17 protein-coding genes and 1 tRNA gene are annotated in these 17,541 nt (G+C 64.0%); 8 read left to right on the top strand and 10 right to left on the bottom strand.

Annotated features, from left to right (window positions below; genetic code table 11):
* Positions 1-24: 24 nt before the first annotated feature.
* From I4X03_RS11505 to I4X03_RS11485, 5 genes are all read left to right on the top strand, one after another.
* The gene (locus I4X03_RS11505) at positions 25-759 is read left to right on the top strand and encodes a substrate-binding periplasmic protein (RefSeq protein ID WP_223468364.1); all 735 of its coding nucleotides are present in this window, start codon (positions 25-27) and stop codon (positions 757-759) included.
* A gap of 146 nt (positions 760-905) precedes the next feature.
* The gene (locus I4X03_RS11500) at positions 906-1,964 is read left to right on the top strand and encodes a DUF3466 family protein (RefSeq protein WP_223468363.1); all 1,059 of its coding nucleotides are present in this window, start codon (positions 906-908) and stop codon (positions 1,962-1,964) included.
* Between the two features lie 60 nt (positions 1,965-2,024).
* On the top strand, positions 2,025-2,417 hold the full coding sequence (locus I4X03_RS11495; RefSeq protein WP_223468362.1) for a GFA family protein: 393 nt from the start codon (positions 2,025-2,027) through the stop codon (positions 2,415-2,417).
* 167 nt (positions 2,418-2,584) lie between these two features.
* On the top strand, positions 2,585-4,303 hold the full coding sequence (locus I4X03_RS11490; protein ID WP_223468361.1) for a sensor domain-containing diguanylate cyclase: 1,719 nt from the start codon (positions 2,585-2,587) through the stop codon (positions 4,301-4,303).
* A 93-nt stretch (positions 4,304-4,396) separates the two neighbouring features.
* Positions 4,397-5,626 carry a YbfB/YjiJ family MFS transporter gene (locus I4X03_RS11485; protein WP_223468360.1) on the top strand — a complete coding sequence of 410 codons (1,230 nt, stop codon included), beginning with the start codon at positions 4,397-4,399 and terminating at the stop codon, positions 5,624-5,626.
* Here the strand turns inward: I4X03_RS11485 and I4X03_RS11480 are convergent.
* From I4X03_RS11480 to hutC, 10 genes are all read right to left on the bottom strand, one after another.
* The gene (locus I4X03_RS11480) at positions 5,623-6,000 is read right to left on the bottom strand and encodes a PH domain-containing protein (protein WP_223468359.1); all 378 of its coding nucleotides are present in this window, start codon (positions 5,998-6,000) and stop codon (positions 5,623-5,625) included. The genes I4X03_RS11485 and I4X03_RS11480 overlap by 4 nt on opposite strands.
* A 10-nt stretch (positions 6,001-6,010) precedes the next feature.
* A complete protein-coding gene (ampC, locus tag I4X03_RS11475) occupies positions 6,011-7,138 on the bottom strand; it encodes a class C beta-lactamase (RefSeq protein WP_370660516.1) in 1,128 nt (375 codons plus the stop codon).
* Positions 7,139-7,270: 132 nt separating this feature from the next.
* Complete coding sequence (locus I4X03_RS11470; RefSeq protein WP_223468357.1) at positions 7,271-7,597, bottom strand: hypothetical protein; 327 nt, start codon at positions 7,595-7,597, stop codon at positions 7,271-7,273.
* 166 nt (positions 7,598-7,763) lie between these two features.
* Positions 7,764-7,848, bottom strand: a tRNA-Leu gene (locus I4X03_RS11465).
* 67 nt (positions 7,849-7,915) lie between these two features.
* On the bottom strand, positions 7,916-9,643 hold the full coding sequence (locus I4X03_RS11460; RefSeq protein WP_223468356.1) for an ArnT family glycosyltransferase: 1,728 nt from the start codon (positions 9,641-9,643) through the stop codon (positions 7,916-7,918).
* A 106-nt stretch (positions 9,644-9,749) separates the two neighbouring features.
* Positions 9,750-10,019, bottom strand: a complete 270-nt coding sequence (locus I4X03_RS11455; protein WP_223468355.1) for a type B 50S ribosomal protein L31 — start codon at positions 10,017-10,019, stop codon at positions 9,750-9,752.
* Positions 10,020-10,423: 404 nt separating this feature from the next.
* Entirely contained in the window at positions 10,424-11,686 is a 1,263-nt protein-coding gene (gene rho / locus I4X03_RS11450; RefSeq protein WP_223468354.1) for a transcription termination factor Rho, read from the bottom strand.
* Positions 11,687-11,830: 144 nt separating this feature from the next.
* Positions 11,831-12,157, bottom strand: coding sequence for a thioredoxin TrxA (trxA, locus tag I4X03_RS11445; RefSeq protein WP_223468353.1), 327 nt, complete (start codon positions 12,155-12,157; stop codon positions 11,831-11,833).
* Between the two features lie 233 nt (positions 12,158-12,390).
* Positions 12,391-12,840, bottom strand: coding sequence for a response regulator (locus I4X03_RS11440; RefSeq protein ID WP_223468352.1), 450 nt, complete (start codon positions 12,838-12,840; stop codon positions 12,391-12,393).
* Positions 12,841-13,015: 175 nt separating this feature from the next.
* Positions 13,016-13,735 carry a histidine utilization transcriptional repressor HutC gene (hutC, locus tag I4X03_RS11435; RefSeq protein WP_223468351.1) on the bottom strand — a complete coding sequence of 240 codons (720 nt, stop codon included), beginning with the start codon at positions 13,733-13,735 and terminating at the stop codon, positions 13,016-13,018.
* 131 nt (positions 13,736-13,866) lie between these two features.
* On the opposite strand from hutC, the gene ada reads away from it, so the two are divergent.
* The 3 genes from ada to I4X03_RS11420 all read left to right on the top strand — a co-directional run bounded on the left by ada (position 13,867) and on the right by I4X03_RS11420 (position 17,447).
* Positions 13,867-14,937: a bifunctional DNA-binding transcriptional regulator/O6-methylguanine-DNA methyltransferase Ada gene (gene ada / locus I4X03_RS11430; RefSeq protein WP_223468350.1), complete on the top strand. Its 1,071-nt coding sequence runs from the start codon at positions 13,867-13,869 to the stop codon at positions 14,935-14,937.
* Entirely contained in the window at positions 14,937-15,629 is a 693-nt protein-coding gene (locus I4X03_RS11425; protein ID WP_223468349.1) for a 2OG-Fe(II) oxygenase, read from the top strand. Before ada ends, I4X03_RS11425 begins: the two co-directional genes overlap by 1 nt.
* Before the next feature lie 147 nt (positions 15,630-15,776).
* The gene (locus I4X03_RS11420) at positions 15,777-17,447 is read left to right on the top strand and encodes an amidohydrolase (protein ID WP_223468348.1); all 1,671 of its coding nucleotides are present in this window, start codon (positions 15,777-15,779) and stop codon (positions 17,445-17,447) included.
* Positions 17,448-17,541 lie beyond the last annotated feature (94 nt).

Here is a 17,541-nt window from a genome sequence, read left to right as displayed (position 1 = left end):
AGGAGCGGTATGCGAATATCTCACTTGCTGATCTCTTTCTTGCTGGCCGTGGCGGCTAACGTCGGGGCCGCGGCGCCGCAGCTGTACATCGCGACCGAAACCTCGCCGCCCGCCAGCATGCTGCACAACCGTGCCGTCATCGGCAGCAGCACCGACAAGGTGCGCGAGATCATGGCCCGCAGCGGCATTGCTTACCGCATTGACCTGCTCCCATGGAAGCGCGCGTACACCGCGGCCCTGCACCGCAGCAACGCCTGCGTCTATTCCACCACCCGCACGCCCGAACGTGAAAAGCTGTTCCGCTGGATCGGTCCGCTGGACGAGGCCGAATGGGTGCTGCTCGCGCTCGCCGAGCGCGGCTACCAGTTCACATCGATCGACGACGCGCGCGGCTTGCGCATCGGCACCTACCACGGCGATGCGCGCGACGAATTTTTGCGCGCGCGCGGTTTTCAGGTCGACTCCGCCCACAATGACCTGATCAACCCGCACAAGCTGTTGCTCAACCGGATCGACGTGTGGGCGGCAAGCTTGCGGCGTGGCAGCTATACGATTGAAAAAAACGGCTGGAGCGCGAACATCGTTCCGGTGCTCACGTTCCGCACGGTGCAGGTCTACCTGGCGTGCAACAAGGGCGTGCCGGCCTCGCTCGCCATCCGGATGCAGGAGGCGCTCGACGGCATGGAACGCGACGGCACCTCGCGCCGCATCGAGCGCACCTATGCGGAGTGGGAAAAACAGGCTCCCAAGAACAGGTAAGCGGAACAAGATAAACAGTATTCCCGCAGGCATTACCGTCAGCGCTTGATGCGCCGCGCATGGCAGGATGACTTTTCGCACAGCCGCTGTGTTCGCTATCCCTATGCTGGATTCACCCATGTCGGGTCCACATCCGGGAGAACACCATGTCCTTGCTTCCCAGCCTTTCGCCGCTGGCCATCGCCGTGCTGCTGGCGCTGCCTCCGGCCGCATCCGCCCATTCGCCACGTTACAAGGTCGTCCAGGTCGGGGTCGCCGGCAGCGTTGCCAACGACCTCAACAGTAGCGGCTCGGTGGTGGGCAACTTCCCGTTCAGCGCCGGCGTCACCCATGGCTTCGCCAACATCGGCGGCGTGATCACCGACCTCGGCACGCTTGGCGGGCCGGACAGCTATGCCGCCGCCATCAACGACAGCAACGTGATCGTCGGCACCTCGATCAACCATGACGGCTACCGGCGCGCATTCCGCTACCAGGCCGGCACGATGGTCGATCTCGGCACGCTGGGCGGCAACAACAGCGGTGCGGGCGACATCAACAACCGCGGCGACATCGCCGGGGCGGCCGATGACGGTCCCGATTCCGCCCTCGAAGGGCGCGCGTTCCTGCTGCGGCCAGGGTCGGGGATGCACGACCTGGGCCGCATCGAAGTGCCCGATGCGGAAGGCACCAGCAGCGCGCTGGGCCTGAACGAACTGCGCCAGGTGGTCGGCGGTTCGGTGGTCGGCCCGTACACCCCGCCCGAGAGCATGTACCACGCCTTCCTGTACAAATGCGAGGAGATGCTCGACCTGGGCACGCTGGGCGGGCAGTACAGCGTCGCCCGCGCGATCAATGAGCGCAGCCAGGTGGTCGGCGAGACCTCGACGCCGGAATTCCGCGTCAGCCGCGCCTTCCTGTGGTACCGCGGCACGATGCGCAACCTGGGCACCCTGCCGGGCGGCGACCTCAGCTCGGCCACCGACATCAACGACCATGGACACGTGGTCGGTTATGCCACCTTGGAGGGCATCGATGGCAGCACCGGGCTGCAGGTTGGCTTCCTCTATTCCTCGGGCAAGATGCGCGACCTGAACACCCTGATCGACCGCAGCAGCGGCTGGTTTGTGGTCAACGCCGAAGCCATCAACAACAGCGGACAGATCGCCGCGACCGGCTGCAAGGGCAGCACCTGCTATGCGGTGCGGCTCGATCCGTTGCCCTAGCTTTTCGACACGGCAGCAAATGGTAGACTCGTCCGGATCTGACACGCGGAGTTCCGGACGATGAAAACCTATCACGGCAGCTGCCACTGCGGCGCGCTGCGCTTCGAAGCCGATATCGACCTCAGCCAGGGCACGCTGAAGTGCAACTGCTCGATCTGCCGCAAGCGGCGCTTCTGGCCGGCGATCGTCAAACCGGAGGCATTCCGGCTGCTCGACGGCGCCCCCGCCGTCTATCAGTTCGGCGCCCGCGCCGACCGGCATTTCTACTGCGCGGCCTGTGGCGTGCACACCTTCGGCACCGGCACCTCGCCGCGCTGGGGCGCGTTCTACGCGGTCAGTGTCAGTTGCCTCGACGACGCCAGCGACGACGAACTCGCCGCCGCGCCGGTGATGTTCGTCGATGGCCGCAACGACTGCTGGGATGCCGCTCCGGCCGTCATCAGCCACCTGTAAAACATTCAACAAGACGGCGTCTTTACAGCGGTGCCAGAGCACCAAGAAAAGGCAAATTAGCGACAGAATTGTTGCGTTTTTACTATTTTCACTGCCAGCGAGCAATAACTTTTCGCTATTCGCGACGATCACGTGTACCCTTGGAATTCTCTGTCGACAATCCCGCCATGATGCTCCGCACGCCCCGAATTCCGCCCCGCCTGAGTAGTTTCGTCACCGTCGGCGTCTGCGCCACGGTCGGTCTGACCATGCTGGCGATGCTCGCCCTGATCAACCATTACGCAGCCAATTACGCCAGCCAGGAAGCCGAGCTGCGCCTGCAGCAATTGTCGTGGCAAATGCGCGACTCGCTCAACCGCGTGGTGCAGCAGGCCGGCAGCGATGTCAGCCTGGTGTCGGGACTGTCGCAGGTGCGCCAGGCCAGTGATCCGGCGGAAGTGCGCTCGGTGCTCGACAACCTGCAAACGACTTTCCCCGATTACGCCTGGATCGGCATGACCGATAACCGCGGCGTCATCTACGCCTCGACGTCGGCGATGCTGGAACAGGCCGATGTCAGCGCGCGTCCGTGGTTCCAGAGTGGCAAAGAGGGCTTGCGCGCGGTGGACTACCATCCGGCGCTGTTGCTGGGCAAGCTGTTGCCCAAGGCGGCGGACCCATGGCGCTTCGTCGACGTGGCCGCGCCGGTGCTCGGACCCGACGGCGAGGCGCGCGGCGTGATTGGCGTGCACCTCAGCTGGGCATGGGCGCGCCGCGTCGCCGCCAATCTGCTGACCCCGGCGCTGAAAGAGTACGGCGCAGAAATCCTGGTGGTGCGGCGCGACGGTACCGTGTTGCTGGGACCGGCGGGGATGGAAGAGAAAAAGATTGCCACCACCAGCCTGACACTGGCGTTCGCAGGGGCCACCGGCGCGCTGACCGAGGATTGGGCCGATGGCCGTACCTACCTGACCGGCTACACCCGCACCGGTGACCCGGCGGATCCGGCATCGCTCGAATGGGCGGTGCTGGTGCGCCAGCCCGAAGCGACCGCGATGGCTGGATGGAACACGCTGAAATGGCAGATTCTGTGGATCAGCCTGCTGCTTGGCGGCGCCCTGGCCTGGCTCGCCGCCTCGCTGGCGCGCAAGCTCACGCGTCCGATGAATCAGCTCAGCCGCATGATGGAAACCCGTGCCAGCGGCGCCGCCCCGGCCGACGTGGCTGCCATTCCGGAGGTGTATGGCTTCCGCGAGGCCCAGGTCTTGTCCAAGGCCATGCGCAGCATGCTCGAGGTCGAACGCCAGCACACGCGCACGCTGGAGCGGATGAATGAGCAGCTCGAAGCCAAGGTTGCCGAACGCACCGCCGAACTGCACGCGCTGGCCATGAGCGACACCCTGACCGGCTTGCCGAACCGGCGCGCCCTGATGCACATGCTGCCGCAGGCGCTCAAGCGCGCGGTGCGGCTGCGCCGTTCCTGCGCGGTGCTGTTCCTTGACCTCGACGGCTTCAAGGGCATCAATGACAATTACGGCCACGACGAGGGCGACGAGCTGCTGCGGCAGGTCGGCGCGCGGATTGTTGCCACGGTGCGCAAGACCGATATGGTGGCGCGACTGGCGGGCGATGAATTCGTCGTCATCCTTGAAATGTTGCCGACTCCGGCGGACGCGGAAGCGACCGCACTGAAGCTCCTGCCGCAGCTGCGCCTGCCGTTCGCGCTGGCGAACAACGTCGTCAGCGTCGGCGCCAGCATTGGGGTGGCCGTGTTCATGCCGGAAGATCCGCTCGACATGGCGGCGTTGCTGGCGCGCGCCGACCAGGCCATGTACCAGGCCAAGGCCGATGGCAAGAACCGCATTTCACTGGCGCCGCTGGCGCGCGAAGCGCTCGCGCTGGCTTGATCGCGCCGGCTCGCCGGACCGGACAACACCAGCTTCGGGTGGTGTTTTGCTTTGCAGCGTAAGATTCAGCAGTCGTAACGCGAAAAAGCAATCATGAACAGCATCTTCAAGTCGTCGTCGCCGCACACCGGCCCGCAATCGCTGGCCGCGCGCCGCCCGTTCCTGATCGCGCTGGCCCTGTCTCTGGGGGCGGCGATCTCTTTGGGACTGACGCGGTTTTCGTACGCGCTGCTGCTGCCGCCGATGCGCGACGATCTTGGCTGGAGCTACCTGTTGTCGGGATCGATGAACACCGGTAATGCGCTGGGCTACTTCATCGGCGCGCTGCTCAGCCCGGCCCTGATGAAACGCTACGGCGCCCACGGGGCGCTGGTGGGCGGAGCCGTGCTGGCCGGCGTGTTCATGATGCTGTCAGGCTTTGTTGTCGACGCCAATTTGCTGATCGTCCAGCGCGTACTGGCCGGCATCGCCAGTGCCTTCATCTTTATTGCCGGCGGCGTGCTCGCGGCGCGGCTCAGCTTGCTGCATCCGGAGCGCGCCGGGCTGCTGCTGGGCATTTACTACGGCGGCACCGGGCTGGGGATCGTGGTCTCGGCCCTGCTGGTGCCTGCCGTGCTCGCCGCAGCCGGGGGCGCTGGCGCGGCGCACGCATGGCAGTGGGCGTGGATCGCCCTTGGGCTTGTCTGCCTGCTGGGCACCGCGGCGATGGCGCTGCCGTCGCGCCATGTCGACGGCGCAGCGGCCGCCGCTGGCACCCATGGACACTTCCGGCTCAGGCCTTTCATGTTTGGCCTGAGCGGTTATTTCATGTTCGGCGTCGGTTACATCGGCTACATGACGTTCGTGATCGCCTTGCTCAAGGAGCAGGGCATGAGCGCCGCCGCCATCACCTGGTTCTACGCCATGCTCGGCCTGGCGGTGATCGCCTCGTCGCGGATCTGGGCGGGCATGCTGGACCGCTTTAAAGGCGGGCAGTCGCTGGCGATCCTGAACGGGCTGCTCGGTGTCGCCACGGTCTTGCCGGCGCTGACGGCGGTGCCGGTGCTGGTCTTCGCGTCCGGGCTGATGTTCGGTGCGATCTTCCTGTCGGCCGTTGCCTCCACGACCGCGCTGGTGCGTCACAACCTGCCGAATCACGCCTGGTCGGCCGGCATCAGCGCGTTCACCACCGTGTTCGCGCTGGGCCAGATCATCGGGCCATCGATGATCGGCTGGATCGCCGACGGGCCGGGCGGGCTGCAGCGCGGGCTGGTCTATTCCGCGCTGGCGCTGTTTGCCGGCGCGCTGCTGGCATCGCGCCAGAAGGCGCTGGCGCCGGCTTAGCGCAGCACGTAGGCGGCCAGCACGCTCTGGACTTCGTAGATGCTGAGCTTCTTGTTGAATTGCTTCTTGAACGGCGCAGCCGCGCCGGAAATCCAGATATTCAGCTCGGCATCCATGTCGAAAGTCCCGCCGGTTTCGATGCTGAAATGCGTGACGCTCTTGTACGGGATCGAGTGGTACTCCACCTTGCTGCCGGTCACGCCTTGCTTGTCGACCAGCACCAGGCGCTTGTCGGTGAACACGAAGTAGTCGCGGATCAGCTGGTAGGCGTGTTCCACGCGTTCGCCAGGCGCCAGAATCTGCTGGAATTCCTGCTGCACTTTGGCGGCATCGATCTTCGATGCATTGCCTAACATTCCGTCGAGTAAGCCCATTTCTTCTCCTTTATTTGTCTGCAGCAGCAAGCTGCCGCAGGATCGCATGTGCCGCTTTGACTCGCGCGGCGATCGGATAGTTTCGGTTTGCCAGCATCACGATGCCGATGTGCGCGTCGGGCACGAACGCGATGTACGCGCCAAAGCCGCCGGTCGAGCCGGTCTTGTTAAACAAGGTGCGGGCGAATGCCGGCTGCGGCGGGACGAGCCGCTTCACCGCATTCGGGTCCATGATCACCGCCGGAGAATTACCGGCGAGCAGACGCTCGAGGCTGACGGGGTAAGCGTATTGCTCCCAGCCGAGACCCTGCACCATGTCGCCGACCTGGAAATAGCCGACGTGGGTGCCGGCCACGGCGCGCTGCAGCGGTCCGGCCAGCTGGCCCGGATCGAGGTTCAGCTGCACGAAACGCAGCATGTCGGCGGCACTCGATTTCACGCCATAGGCCTCGTCGGCGTACACGCCGGGATTGACCCGGATCGCCTTGTTGTCGCGATTGTAGCCCCACGCGTAGCTGGGCATCGCGCTCGCAGGGACATGGATATAGCTGCTGGTGAGGCCAAGCCGGGGGAACAGCTGGGTTTGCACGAGCTCGGCGAAATCACGCTTCATGGCCAGTGCGGTCAGGTTGCCGAACAGGCCGAGGCTGGGATTGGAATAGCGCCGCTGCACGCCAGGGGCCGCGTCCGGCTTCCATTGCTGGAAATAGGCAGCCGCGCCGGCGGCGCTGACGTCCTCAGGAAACTGCAGCGGCAGTCCGCCCGCGGTGTAGGTGCCAAGGTGAAGCAGGGTGGCCTTGTCGATCGCGCTGCCGGTCAGTTGCGGCATGTACTTGCCAGGCGTGTCGTCCAGCGACAGTTTGCCAAGCGCCTGCGCGTACGTGGCCAAGGTCGACGTGAATACCTTGCTGATCGAGCCGAGCTCGAATAGCGTCGCTTCGGTGACTGGCGTGTTTTTCTCGCGCGAGGCGACGCCGTAGTTGAGGTAGGTCGGTTTGCCGTCGATGGTGATAGCGACCGCCATGCCGGGCAGGTCATGTTCGGCCATCAGCGGGACAATCGCGGCATCGACGGCCGCGCGGATCTTGCTGCTGTCGTCGGCAGCCCAGCTTGGCAGTGCGAACGATGAACAGAGCATGGCGATGGCGGCGCGCCTGAGGCGCAGTGGAGAGATGATCAAATGCTGGTTCCTTTTTTGCCCGCGTCGGCAGGCATGGATGGACGAAAAAAAACCCGGCGTACCAACCGGGTCTCGGATGCGATGCGGGTGCTACGAGCCTGCGAATGGCGTACCGATCAGGCCGACGGCCAGTTCTACCCAGACCAGCAGGAGGACGGCCGCGCACACGGCGAAAGCGATCAGGCGCGTACGCGTGTTGCGCAGCTTCATGGTGGACAGGACGTATGCCAGGCCAATGCCGGCCATCAGCATGCCCGCGATGACGAAGTCGAACAAATCCCAGTTCACACCGCTGTCGAACTGCATCGCGATGAACGGTACCAGCAGGATCGCCGCCGTGGTCAGCGCCACCAGCCCCAGTTTTTTGGCCAACGTTTGCGGCATGTTTAAGCCGTCGCCGGTGTTAATGGTAGTCATCGCCATCTCCTTCGTGAATGGAATCGGCCGCGCCATGCTGGCGTCGAACCGAGTGTACCGATAGCTTAGCAGGGCTTGATGTTGTTGTTTCATACAGGCGAAAAAAAACCGGCTCAACCCAAAGGGTAAAACCGGTTTTTCTCAAACAAATTCAGGTTGCGTCGAATGGTGCCTCGGGCCGGAATCGAACCGGCACGCCTTTCAGCGGCAGATTTTGAGTCTGCTGTGTCTACCAGTTCCACCACCAAGGCTCGCACGCAAGGACCGCATTATAGACCAGCGACGTCCAGAAAACGAGTTTTTTTCACAGCACCCGCGTCAGTCGGCACGCTGGTAGAGGCGGAAGCGCTCATCGCGGTCCGATGCACGCCGGCCTTCCCACAGCAGCTTCCATTCGCGGCCCTTGGGCGGGCGCAGCGCTTCGCGCTCATCCTTGATCTTGACGCGGTCCTGGAGCAGCAGCAAATCGCATTCCGCGCGGTTCTGGGTCACCCCGGCAAACGGCAGCTTGCCGAAATAGGCAAACGACGCGCGCTGTGGCTGGCCGACATTCGAGTCGATGCAATTGCTGCCGGCCGGCAGCTTGTCGGCGATCTGGCGCGCCACCGCCGCGTAACTCTTGCTGTAGTTCAGGTCCGGCAGGAACAAGGTCATCACCAGCACCCACAACAGGATCAGGCCGCCCGAGGACAGCACCACGGCGCGCCACAGGACCGACGGGCGGCGCGAAACGCGCCAGTAGACCAGGAAGAACCAGCCGATGGTGGCGCAGGCGGCGACGATCACCGGAATCACTTCGAACTGCGGCTCGTAGCCCGGCAGCAGCTTGAGCAGGTTCTTGGCGAATTGTGCCGGCCAGCCGGTCAGTTTGGCGACCCAGAACAGCCAGAAGATGCTGGCGATCATGGTCAGCACCATCACCGAGAACCAGTCGATGGCATTGATCGCGCTGCGCTTCATGGTCGGCAGGCCGAACGCGGCCATGATTGCCAGCGGCGGCAACAGCTTGAGCAGGTCGCCGTTTTCCGGGTGCGGGTCGCATAGCACCAGCGCGGTGAGCGCGCCGACAAAGCTGAGCGGCAGCACGATGTGCAGCAGGTGGTTCTGGCGGCGCCATGCGTAGATCGCCCAGCCGGCAAACGGCAGCGCCGGCCAGAAGAACCAGATGCCGATGCGGAAGAAACTCTTGATCGAGGTCCAGCCCGGTATGCCGAACTGGCTGGCGTTCCAGGTAAACCACGCCGTCACCGGCGCTTCGCCGTAAGGCTGCAGGGCCGCGACCGGCGCGATCCAGACCAGCGCGATGGCCACCGCGGCGACGCAGGCCACTGTCAGGTCGCGCAGGGTGCGGCCCGGCGGCACCGACAGGAAGCGGGTGCCGAGGAACAGGGTCAGGATCAGCGCGGCCGGCGTGAGCCAGCCGCGCGTCAGGATCAGGGCGCCCAGCGACAGGCCGATCAGGGCGGCGTTGCGCAGGCTTGGTGCTTCGACATAGCGCACCGCGCGGTACAGGAAGTAGGCCACCAGCGCCCCTTGCAGGGTGACGGCCAGCGTTTCATGGCTGAACAGCAGCAGGCCGAGGCAGCCGAGGTAGATCAGCGCGGCGGTGTCGGCCAGCGTGCGGCCGTAGTCGTTCGGCTCCGGCTGGCCGCCGAAGGCAAGGCGCAGCGGCTGGGCTTCGGGACGGCGTCCGAGGTGGAACGCGGTGTACCAGACCGACACGGTGCCGGTCACAAAGATGGCGATGGTCGAGACGCGGGCGGCGTTGACGTCGCCCAGCAGCCAGCCGAACAGCTTGATGCAGATCGCGCCCAGCCAGAACGCCAGCGGGCCGTCTTCGGGGTAGGGCAGGCCGGCGATGTTGGGCACCAGCCAGTCGTTCAGGCTGCCGTGCGCCATGGTCCACATGATGCCGAAACTGCCGGCGTCGTCCTTCCAGGGGTCGCGGCCGATCAGGCCTGGCAAGATGTACAGCAGACCCAGTGCGAACAGGGCCCATCGTGGCAGCGCCAGGGTGGCGGCGGCGGGAAGGCGGACTGGCTTCATCGATAACGTTTACGGAGAGTTTGGGTAAGGCGTAGTATCAACGAAAAAAAAGCAGCCGGGGGCTGCTTTTTTTCCGCTGCAACTTCCAGCGAGGTTCGCGCGGCAATTAGCCTGCTGCGACTTCGGTCTTCGAACCGACTTTGCCGAACTTCTGGCGGAACTTCTCGACGCGACCAGCGGTGTCGACGATCTTGTGCTTGCCGGTGAAGAATGGGTGCGATTCAGCCGATACCTCGATCTTGACCAGTGGGTATTCTTTACCTTCGTGGGTGATCTTGTCGCGGGTCTGGATGGTCGAACGGGTGACGAACTTGAAATCGCACGACATGTCGTGGAAGACAACTTCGCGGTATTCTGGATGGGTATCTGCTTTCATTGTATAGCCTCGGTTGGTTTGGTAGCCAAACACCACTTCGTCGGTCGATCTTGCCTCGTGACCCGATTGTTGTTCACTTGCCAGGGGTTAAATACTGCAACCGGCGATTATACAGGGGAATGGAGGGGGAGGGCAAATCGGCGGCTAGCGCCGCTGCTGGGTGACAACGGCTTGCTCCAGCCGGTCGGAAACGGCATTGATCATTTCAAGCATCGTCAGCGACATTCCTCCGAAGCCAAGGATAGTCACGGCTACCGCCATTCGCAACATCCGGTTCCATAGCGGTCTTCCCTGACGTCTCAATGCCGACCGAACGGCGGCCCACACCATTGATCCCGCTCTAAGGGACGGTAAACGTAAGAACGGACGGCAAGCCGTCCGTTCTTGTGATGCTTTCGGCAGTCTTACCCGCCGCGGCGCATCATGTCGAAGAATTCCACGTTGGTCTTCGTCGCACGCATCTTGTCGAGGATGAACTCCATCGCTTCGATCTCGTCCATCGAGTACAGCAGCTTGCGCAGGATCCAGATCTTTTGCAGCTGGTCCGGCTTGATCAGCAACTCTTCGCGGCGGGTGCCCGATTTGTTCAGGTTGATCGCAGGGTAGACGCGCTTCTCGGCCAGGCGGCGCTCGAGGTGCACTTCCATGTTGCCGGTACCCTTGAATTCTTCGTAGATCACGTCATCCATGCGCGAACCGGTTTCGATCAGCGCGGTGGCGATGATGGTCAGCGAGCCGCCTTCTTCGATGTTGCGCGCCGCGCCGAAGAAGCGCTTCGGGCGCTGCAGTGCGTTGGCGTCGACACCACCGGTGAGGACCTTGCCCGATGCCGGGATCACGGTGTTGTAGGCGCGCGCCAGGCGGGTGATCGAGTCGAGCAGGATGATGACATCCTTCTTCATCTCGACCAGGCGCTTGGCCTTTTCCAGCACCATCTCGGCGACCTGGACGTGGCGGGTGGCCGGCTCGTCGAAGGTCGATGCCACCACTTCGCCGCGCACCGAACGCTGCATCTCGGTGACTTCTTCCGGGCGCTCGTCGATCAGCAGCACGATCAGGGTGCAGTCGGGATGGTTGGCGGTGATCGCGTGGGCGATGTGCTGCAGCAGGACCGATTTGCCGGACTTCGGCGACGCCACCAGCAGGCCGCGCTGGCCTTTGCCGATCGGCGAAATCAGGTCGACGATGCGGCCGGTGATGTTTTCCTGGCCGTTCATGTCGCGCTCGAGGCGCAGCGGCTCGTTCGGGTGCAGCGGCGTCAGGTTCTCGAACAGGATGCGGTGCTTCGACGCTTCCGGCGATTCGCCGTTGACCTTGTCGACCTTGACCAGTGCAAAGTAGCGCTCGCCGTCTTTCGGGGTGCGTACTTCACCTTCGATCGAGTCGCCGGTGTGCAGGTTGAAGCGGCGGATCTGCGACGGCGAGATGTAGATGTCGTCGGTGGACGCCATATAGCTGGCGTCGGGCGAGCGCAGGAAGCCGAAGCCGTCTGGCAGCACTTCGAGGGCGCCATCGCCAAAAATTTGTTCGCCGGATTTCGCGCGCTTTTTCAGGATCGCGAACATCAGTTCTTGCTTGCGCAGGCGCGCAGCGTTGTCGATATCAAGGCCGATCGCCATCTCAAGGAGGGCTGAGACGTGCATCGCCTTTAGTTCAGATAAGTGCATGTGTTGAGTCCCGTGACGGGAGGTAAAGGTAGGGGAGGGAGCTGCGTGGGTTGATCAAGTTGGGAGGGAATCAGTCGAGGCTGTTTCGCTTCCCGGCCAGTCGTTGGCGGCAGTGCGGGCGCGCTGCCGCCGCTTAATGTCTTTTTAGATATTGCTGTCGATGAAGGACGTCAGCTGGCCCTTGGCCATTGCGCCGACTTTCTGGGCAGCTGGGACGCCGTTCTTGAACAGGATCAGGGTCGGGATGCCGCGGATGCCGAACTTGGCAGGAACTGCCTGGTTTGCATCGACGTCCATCTTGGCGATCAGGATCTTGCCGTCGTATTCTTTAGCGACTTCTTCGAGGATCGGGCCGATCGCCTTGCATGGACCGCACCACTCGGCCCAGAAGTCGACCAGGACTGGGCGCTCGGATTTCAATACGTCCGCTTCGAAAGATGCGTCGCTGATGTGTTTAATGTTTTCGCTCATTTTTTCCTCAAATCAGAGGTGTGGGTCAATAACGCCTGGGGAATTAGCCGACCCTGCTAAAAGGTATCGCCATCCGGCTTCCGTTTTATCTTGCAACACGTATGGTGGAGACTGTGTTGTTATTTTCAATGTTTGGAAGGACGGCAAGAGGGTGTCAGGCGGGGAATTAGCCGAAATAATAACCTATTTTCCATGGCGTGTCGTGCGCTTGTACAAATTCTCGTGCGGCGCGGTCAACCGGCCCGCCCGCTGCAGGCGCTGCGGCGCGGTCTGGTCGCGGCGAGCATCTCCATCACGCCGCGCAAGGCATCGAGCGACAGCGGCTTGGCAAACGAGCCCAGCACGCGCAATCCGTAGGCGCTGGCGAGGCGTTCGGCGGCATAGCGCACCCCCTTGTCGAGGCCGGACACCAGCAGCACGTCGCCTGGGAAGCCGCTGCGCGCCGCCGCCTGCATGAATTCGATGCCGTCCATTTCAGGCAGCGACAGGTCGCATACCAGCAGGTCGGGCGTATCGACCGGCAAGGCACGCAGCGCCTGGCGGGCGCAGGTTTCGCGCAGCACCTCGAAGGTGCCGATCTCGTCCAGCATCCCGTGCAGCACATCCAGCATGAAGGTGTCGTCGTCCAGCAGCATCACGCGCAGGGGCCGCGGGCTGCAGGTGTCATTAAGCATTTCGCTCATCGTTGTCCACTTTATTTTTGTAATTAGTTGTTACAGCGCGAGGGGATTATCCAACCATCCCGCCCGCGCACGACACAATGCTTAACAAAAATATTAGTGTGTTGGCGAAAAGATACGCTCATGACGGAAAACGTCAACTAATTACACAAAAAACGAGTGTTTGTGGAACTAAAAGTTATCCAAGCGCGCCGGCGAACTGGTACAGCGTCCCTGGATGCCACATCGTGACGACGGACGCGACCTGGTCATGGGAGTGGGTTGTGCGATTGAGCACCAGGCAACAGGTCTTCGGCGCGACGGCCAGCATCTCGGCGATCTGGCGCGGCGCCGCGAGCGCCTCGATACGGTAAGTGGCGCTTTGCAGCGGCGCGGCGGTCATCAGATACTGGTTCGGCGTGCTGGCGGCGAAGTCCTGGGCGAGGTAGTCAGGCGCGCAAGCCGGATTGACCCAGCGGTCTTCGACCTGGATCGGGACATCGTTCTCGAAGTGCACGATCACCGAATGGAACAGCGGGTGGCCGGCGGGCAGCCCGAACTGCAGCGCCATCGCATCGCCGGCCTTGGCCGGTTCAAGCAGGTGCAGGTGGCTGCGGTGGACGTGGCCGCGGGCGCGGATCTCGTCGGCGATATTGCGGATTTCCACCAGCGTGGCCTGGTATTTCTGCGCCGCGACGAAGGTGCCGGATCCCTGGCGGCGCGTCAGCACCTGCTCGGCGGTCAGCTCGCGCACCGCGCGGTTGACGGTCATGCGCGAGACGCCGAACTGGCGCACCAGCGCCTGCTCCGACGGCACCACGTCGCCTTCCTTCCAGCGGCCCGCGGCGATTTCGCCGAGCAGGTAGTCCTTGATGCGCTGGAAAATGGGCGTACTGTCTTGCGCAATCTGTTCTTCCAAACTACTCTCCGAAGGCCGGCTTAAACGCCGATTTTATCACCGCGCACCCGAGTTAATTCAAAAGCAAGCGGCGGGGTGACGGCGGCCTGGCAATGCGCGAAGATGCCTCCATCAACCACACGGGGTGCGCCATGAAAGTAGAGATGATCAAAGCAAGCTACGCCAGCGACGCCGAGCGCTGGGAAGCGGTGCGGCAGCGCGACCGCGATGCGGACGGCATCTTCTATTATTCGGTCAAGAGCACCGGCGTGTACTGCCGCCCGTCGTGCGCGGCCCGGCCGGCGCTGCGCAAGAACGTCGCCTTCCATGACAGCTGCCGCGACGCCGAGCAGGCCGGCTTCCGCGCCTGCCTGCGCTGCAAGCCGGGCCAGCCGGGCATCGCTGAACGCCACGCCGCCATTGTGGCGCAAGCTTGCCGGCTGCTCGACGCCGCCGAGGGCGCGCCCGGCCTCGACACGCTTGCCCAGGCCTGCGGCATGAGCCGGTTCCATTTCCACCGCATCTTCAAGGCGCACACCGGGATTACGCCGAAGGCCTACGCCGACGCCGGCCGTGCGCGCCGGGTGCAGCAAGGCCTGGCCGATGCGCCGACCGTGACCGAGGCGCTGTACGCCGCCGGGTTCAATTCCAGCGGCAGGTTCTACGCCGCGTCGGCCCAGGTGCTGGGCATGACGCCGCAAGCCTTCCGCGCCGGCGGCAGCGGCGCCACGATCCGTTTCGCGATTGCCGAGTGCTCGCTGGGCGCGATCCTGGTCGCGGCGACCGCCAAGGGCATCTGCGCGATCCTGATGGGCGACGATCCCGAGCTGCTGGCGCGCGACCTGCAGGACCGTTTCCCAAAGGCCGAGCTGCGCGGCGCCGAAGCCGACTTCGAGCAAACCGTGGCGCAGGTGGTCGGCTTTGTCGAAGCGCCGCAAATCGGCCTCGACCTGCCGCTGGACGTGCGCGGCACCGCGTTCCAGCAGCGCGTGTGGCAGGCGCTGCGCGAGATACCGGCCGGGCAGACCGTCAGCTACGCCGAACTGGCCAAGCGGGTCGGGCTGCCGAAGGGCGCGCGGGCGATCGCGGGCGCATGTGCGGCCAATCCGGTCGCGGTCGCCATTCCGTGCCACCGCGTGGTGCGCAATGACGGCAGCATCTCGGGCTACCGCTGGGGGGTGGAGCGCAAGCACGCGCTGCTGGCGCGCGAAGGCGCCAGGTAATGCTGTTGCCTGCGGACTGGGAACGCATCGGCGCCGACCTTGATGCATTCGGCTGCGCGGTGGTGCCGCGCCTGATCGCAGCCGAGGACTGCCGGGCCTGCGCAAGCGCCTATGACGACGACGGCATCTATCGCAGCCGCGTGCTGATGGAGCGTCACGGCTTCGGTAAAGGCGAGTACAAGTACTTCAGCTATCCGCTGCCGCCCGGCGTGGCCGCGCTGCGCACGGCGCTGTACCAGCCGCTGGCGGCCATTGCCAACCGCTGGCACGAGGCGATGGGCATCGAGATTCGCTTCCCGGCGCGCCACGACGAGTTCATCGCGCGCTGCCACGCCGCTGGCCAGCGCCGGCCGACGCCGCTGATTCTTCAGTATCGCGCGGGCGATTACAACTGCCTGCACCAGGACCTCTATGGCGAGCATGTGTTCCCGCTGCAGGTTGCGGTACTGCTGTCGCAGCCCGGTGCCGACTTCACCGGCGGCGAGTTCGTACTGACCGAGCAGCGCCCGCGCATGCAGTCGCGCGCCGAGGTGGTGGCGCTGGAGCAGGGCGACGCGGTGATCTTCCCGGTTCACTACCGGCCGGTGAGCGGCGCGCGCGGTATTTACAGGGTCAACATGCGGCATGGCGTGAGCCGGCTGCGCACCGGGCAGCGGCATACGCTCGGACTGATCTTCCACGACGCGCAATAGCGCGTCCCTCAGCGGCGTCTTGCGGCCGGCACCTTCGGCGCCATCTTCTGGTTCAAATGGAGCACCTGACCTCAAAGTAGCAGTAGAGCAGGGAAAACTTGGATACACTTCGTTTGTTGTTTAAACCTACAAAAAACGGAGAGACCGATGCGCATGATTCCCCTGCAGTGTTCCTTGTTCGCCCTGGCCTCGCTGGGCGCCATCGCGCCGGCGCTGGCCGACACTGTGATCGACAACGCCAATGGCTACACGCTCAACAGCAAGAACGAGCTGGTGAGGTTCTCCTCGCTGGCGTTCGATGACAAGGGCCGCATCATCGCGGTCGGCGGCGCAAAGGAAGTCGCGGCGAAGGCGAAGAACGCGAAGCACATCGACGTTCAGGGCAAGACCGTGCTGCCTGGCCTGATCGACGCGCACGGCCACGTGTTCGGCCTGGGCGAGATGCTGACCCAGCTCGACCTCTCCACCTCGGCCACGCTGGCCGAGGCGCTGAAGGCGGCGGGCGACTATGCCAAGGCCAATCCAGGCCAGGCCTGGCTGCGCGGGCGCGGCTGGAACCAGGTGATCTGGAAGCTTGACCGCTTCCCGACCGCGGCGGAGCTGGACACGGCCGTAGCCGACCGGCCGATCTGGCTTGAGCGCGTCGACGGCCACGCCGGCTGGGGCAATTCGCGCGTGCTGCAGCTGGCTGGCATCACCAGGGACACGCCCGATCCGGCAGGCGGCAAGATCGTCCGCGATGCCAGCGGCAATGCGACCGGTGTGTTGATCGACTCCGCGCAGGACCTGGTCACCAAGGTGATGCCGAAGCAGACCGAGGCCGAATCGCGCCGCGTGCTTGACCGCTCGCTCCAGCAGATCGCCAGGATGGGCCTGACCAGCGTGCACGATGCCGGCATCGCCGTCGGTAACGACCGCCTGTACCGCGACTACGCCGACAACAACAAGCTGACCACGCGCGTGTACGGCATGATCGGCGACGTAGCCGGCGACTTCGACGCGCTGGCCACGAGCGGCCCACTGAAAAGCTACGCCAACGACATGTACGCACTGCGTTCGGTGAAGCTGTATTCGGACGGCGCGCTGGGTAGCCGCGGCGCCGCGCTGATCGAGCCGTATAGCGACGAGCCGAAGTCGCACGGCCTGTTGTTCCGCAAGAGCCCGGACATCTACGGCTTGATGGAAAAGGCGATGAAGAAGGGCTACCAGGTCAACGTGCACGCCATCGGCGACGCGGGCAACCGCCAGATCCTTGACGGCTACACGAAGCTGGTGGGCAGAACCGCCACCGGCGCGCTGCGCCACCGGATGGAGCACGCGCAGGTCGTCACGATGGACGACATCGCGCGCTTCAAGGAAATCGGCATCGTGCCGTCGATGCAGCCAACCCACGCGACATCCGACATGAACATGGCCGAAGACCGCGTCGGCCCGAAGCGCATCAAGGGCGCCTACGCTTGGCGCACCTTCCTCAATCAGGGGTCGAAGATCGCCTGCGGCTCCGATTTCCCGGTCGAGTCGCCAAACCCGTTCTACGGCATCCACGCGGCGGTGACGCGCCAGGATGCGGCCGGCCGTCCCGACGGCGGCTGGTACGCCAACGAGGCCATGACGCTGAAGGAAGCGTTCCGCTGCTTCACTCTTGACGCCGCCTATGCCGGGCATCAGGAAAAAATCATAGGATCGCTGGAGAAGGGCAAGTGGGCCGACTTCATCGTCATCGACCAGGATCTGTTCAAGATGCCGGCGAAGGATATCCACAAAACCGTGGTGCTGCAAACCTGGGTCGGCGGGAAGCAGGTGTTTGGCGCCAGATAAGCCGGCTGCAAAAACATTTGACTATGTTGTATATACAACTTAGACTTTGAGGATGCATGATGGCGCGCCCCGGTGGCGCGCCCCGTTAACCTTC

This window comes from Massilia soli (assembly GCF_016809835.1).
In the GTDB taxonomy this organism is placed as follows: domain Bacteria; phylum Pseudomonadota; class Gammaproteobacteria; order Burkholderiales; family Burkholderiaceae_D; genus Telluria_A; species Telluria_A soli.
This window is presented reverse-complemented; position numbering and strand designations above follow the sequence as displayed.

Coding starts and splice junctions, on each gene's coding strand:
- I4X03_RS11455 (WP_223468355.1), bottom strand. CDS start 10,019: ATGAAAGCAGATACCCATCCAGAATACCGCGAAGTTGTCTTCCACGAC.
- I4X03_RS11495 (WP_223468362.1), top strand. CDS start 2,025: ATGAAAACCTATCACGGCAGCTGCCACTGCGGCGCGCTGCGCTTCGAA.
- I4X03_RS11420 (WP_223468348.1), top strand. CDS start 15,777: ATGCGCATGATTCCCCTGCAGTGTTCCTTGTTCGCCCTGGCCTCGCTG.
- I4X03_RS11470 (WP_223468357.1), bottom strand. CDS start 7,597: ATGACTACCATTAACACCGGCGACGGCTTAAACATGCCGCAAACGTTG.
- ada (WP_223468350.1), top strand. CDS start 13,867: ATGAAAGTAGAGATGATCAAAGCAAGCTACGCCAGCGACGCCGAGCGC.
- I4X03_RS11500 (WP_223468363.1), top strand. CDS start 906: ATGTCCTTGCTTCCCAGCCTTTCGCCGCTGGCCATCGCCGTGCTGCTG.
- ampC (WP_370660516.1), bottom strand. CDS start 7,138: ATGCTCTGTTCATCGTTCGCACTGCCAAGCTGGGCTGCCGACGACAGC.
- I4X03_RS11440 (WP_223468352.1), bottom strand. CDS start 12,840: ATGAGCGAAATGCTTAATGACACCTGCAGCCCGCGGCCCCTGCGCGTG.
- I4X03_RS11460 (WP_223468356.1), bottom strand. CDS start 9,643: ATGAAGCCAGTCCGCCTTCCCGCCGCCGCCACCCTGGCGCTGCCACGA.
- I4X03_RS11425 (WP_223468349.1), top strand. CDS start 14,937: ATGCTGTTGCCTGCGGACTGGGAACGCATCGGCGCCGACCTTGATGCA.
- trxA (WP_223468353.1), bottom strand. CDS start 12,157: ATGAGCGAAAACATTAAACACATCAGCGACGCATCTTTCGAAGCGGAC.
- I4X03_RS11480 (WP_223468359.1), bottom strand. CDS start 6,000: ATGGGCTTACTCGACGGAATGTTAGGCAATGCATCGAAGATCGATGCC.
- I4X03_RS11485 (WP_223468360.1), top strand. CDS start 4,397: ATGAACAGCATCTTCAAGTCGTCGTCGCCGCACACCGGCCCGCAATCG.
- I4X03_RS11490 (WP_223468361.1), top strand. CDS start 2,585: ATGATGCTCCGCACGCCCCGAATTCCGCCCCGCCTGAGTAGTTTCGTC.
- rho (WP_223468354.1), bottom strand. CDS start 11,686: ATGCACTTATCTGAACTAAAGGCGATGCACGTCTCAGCCCTCCTTGAG.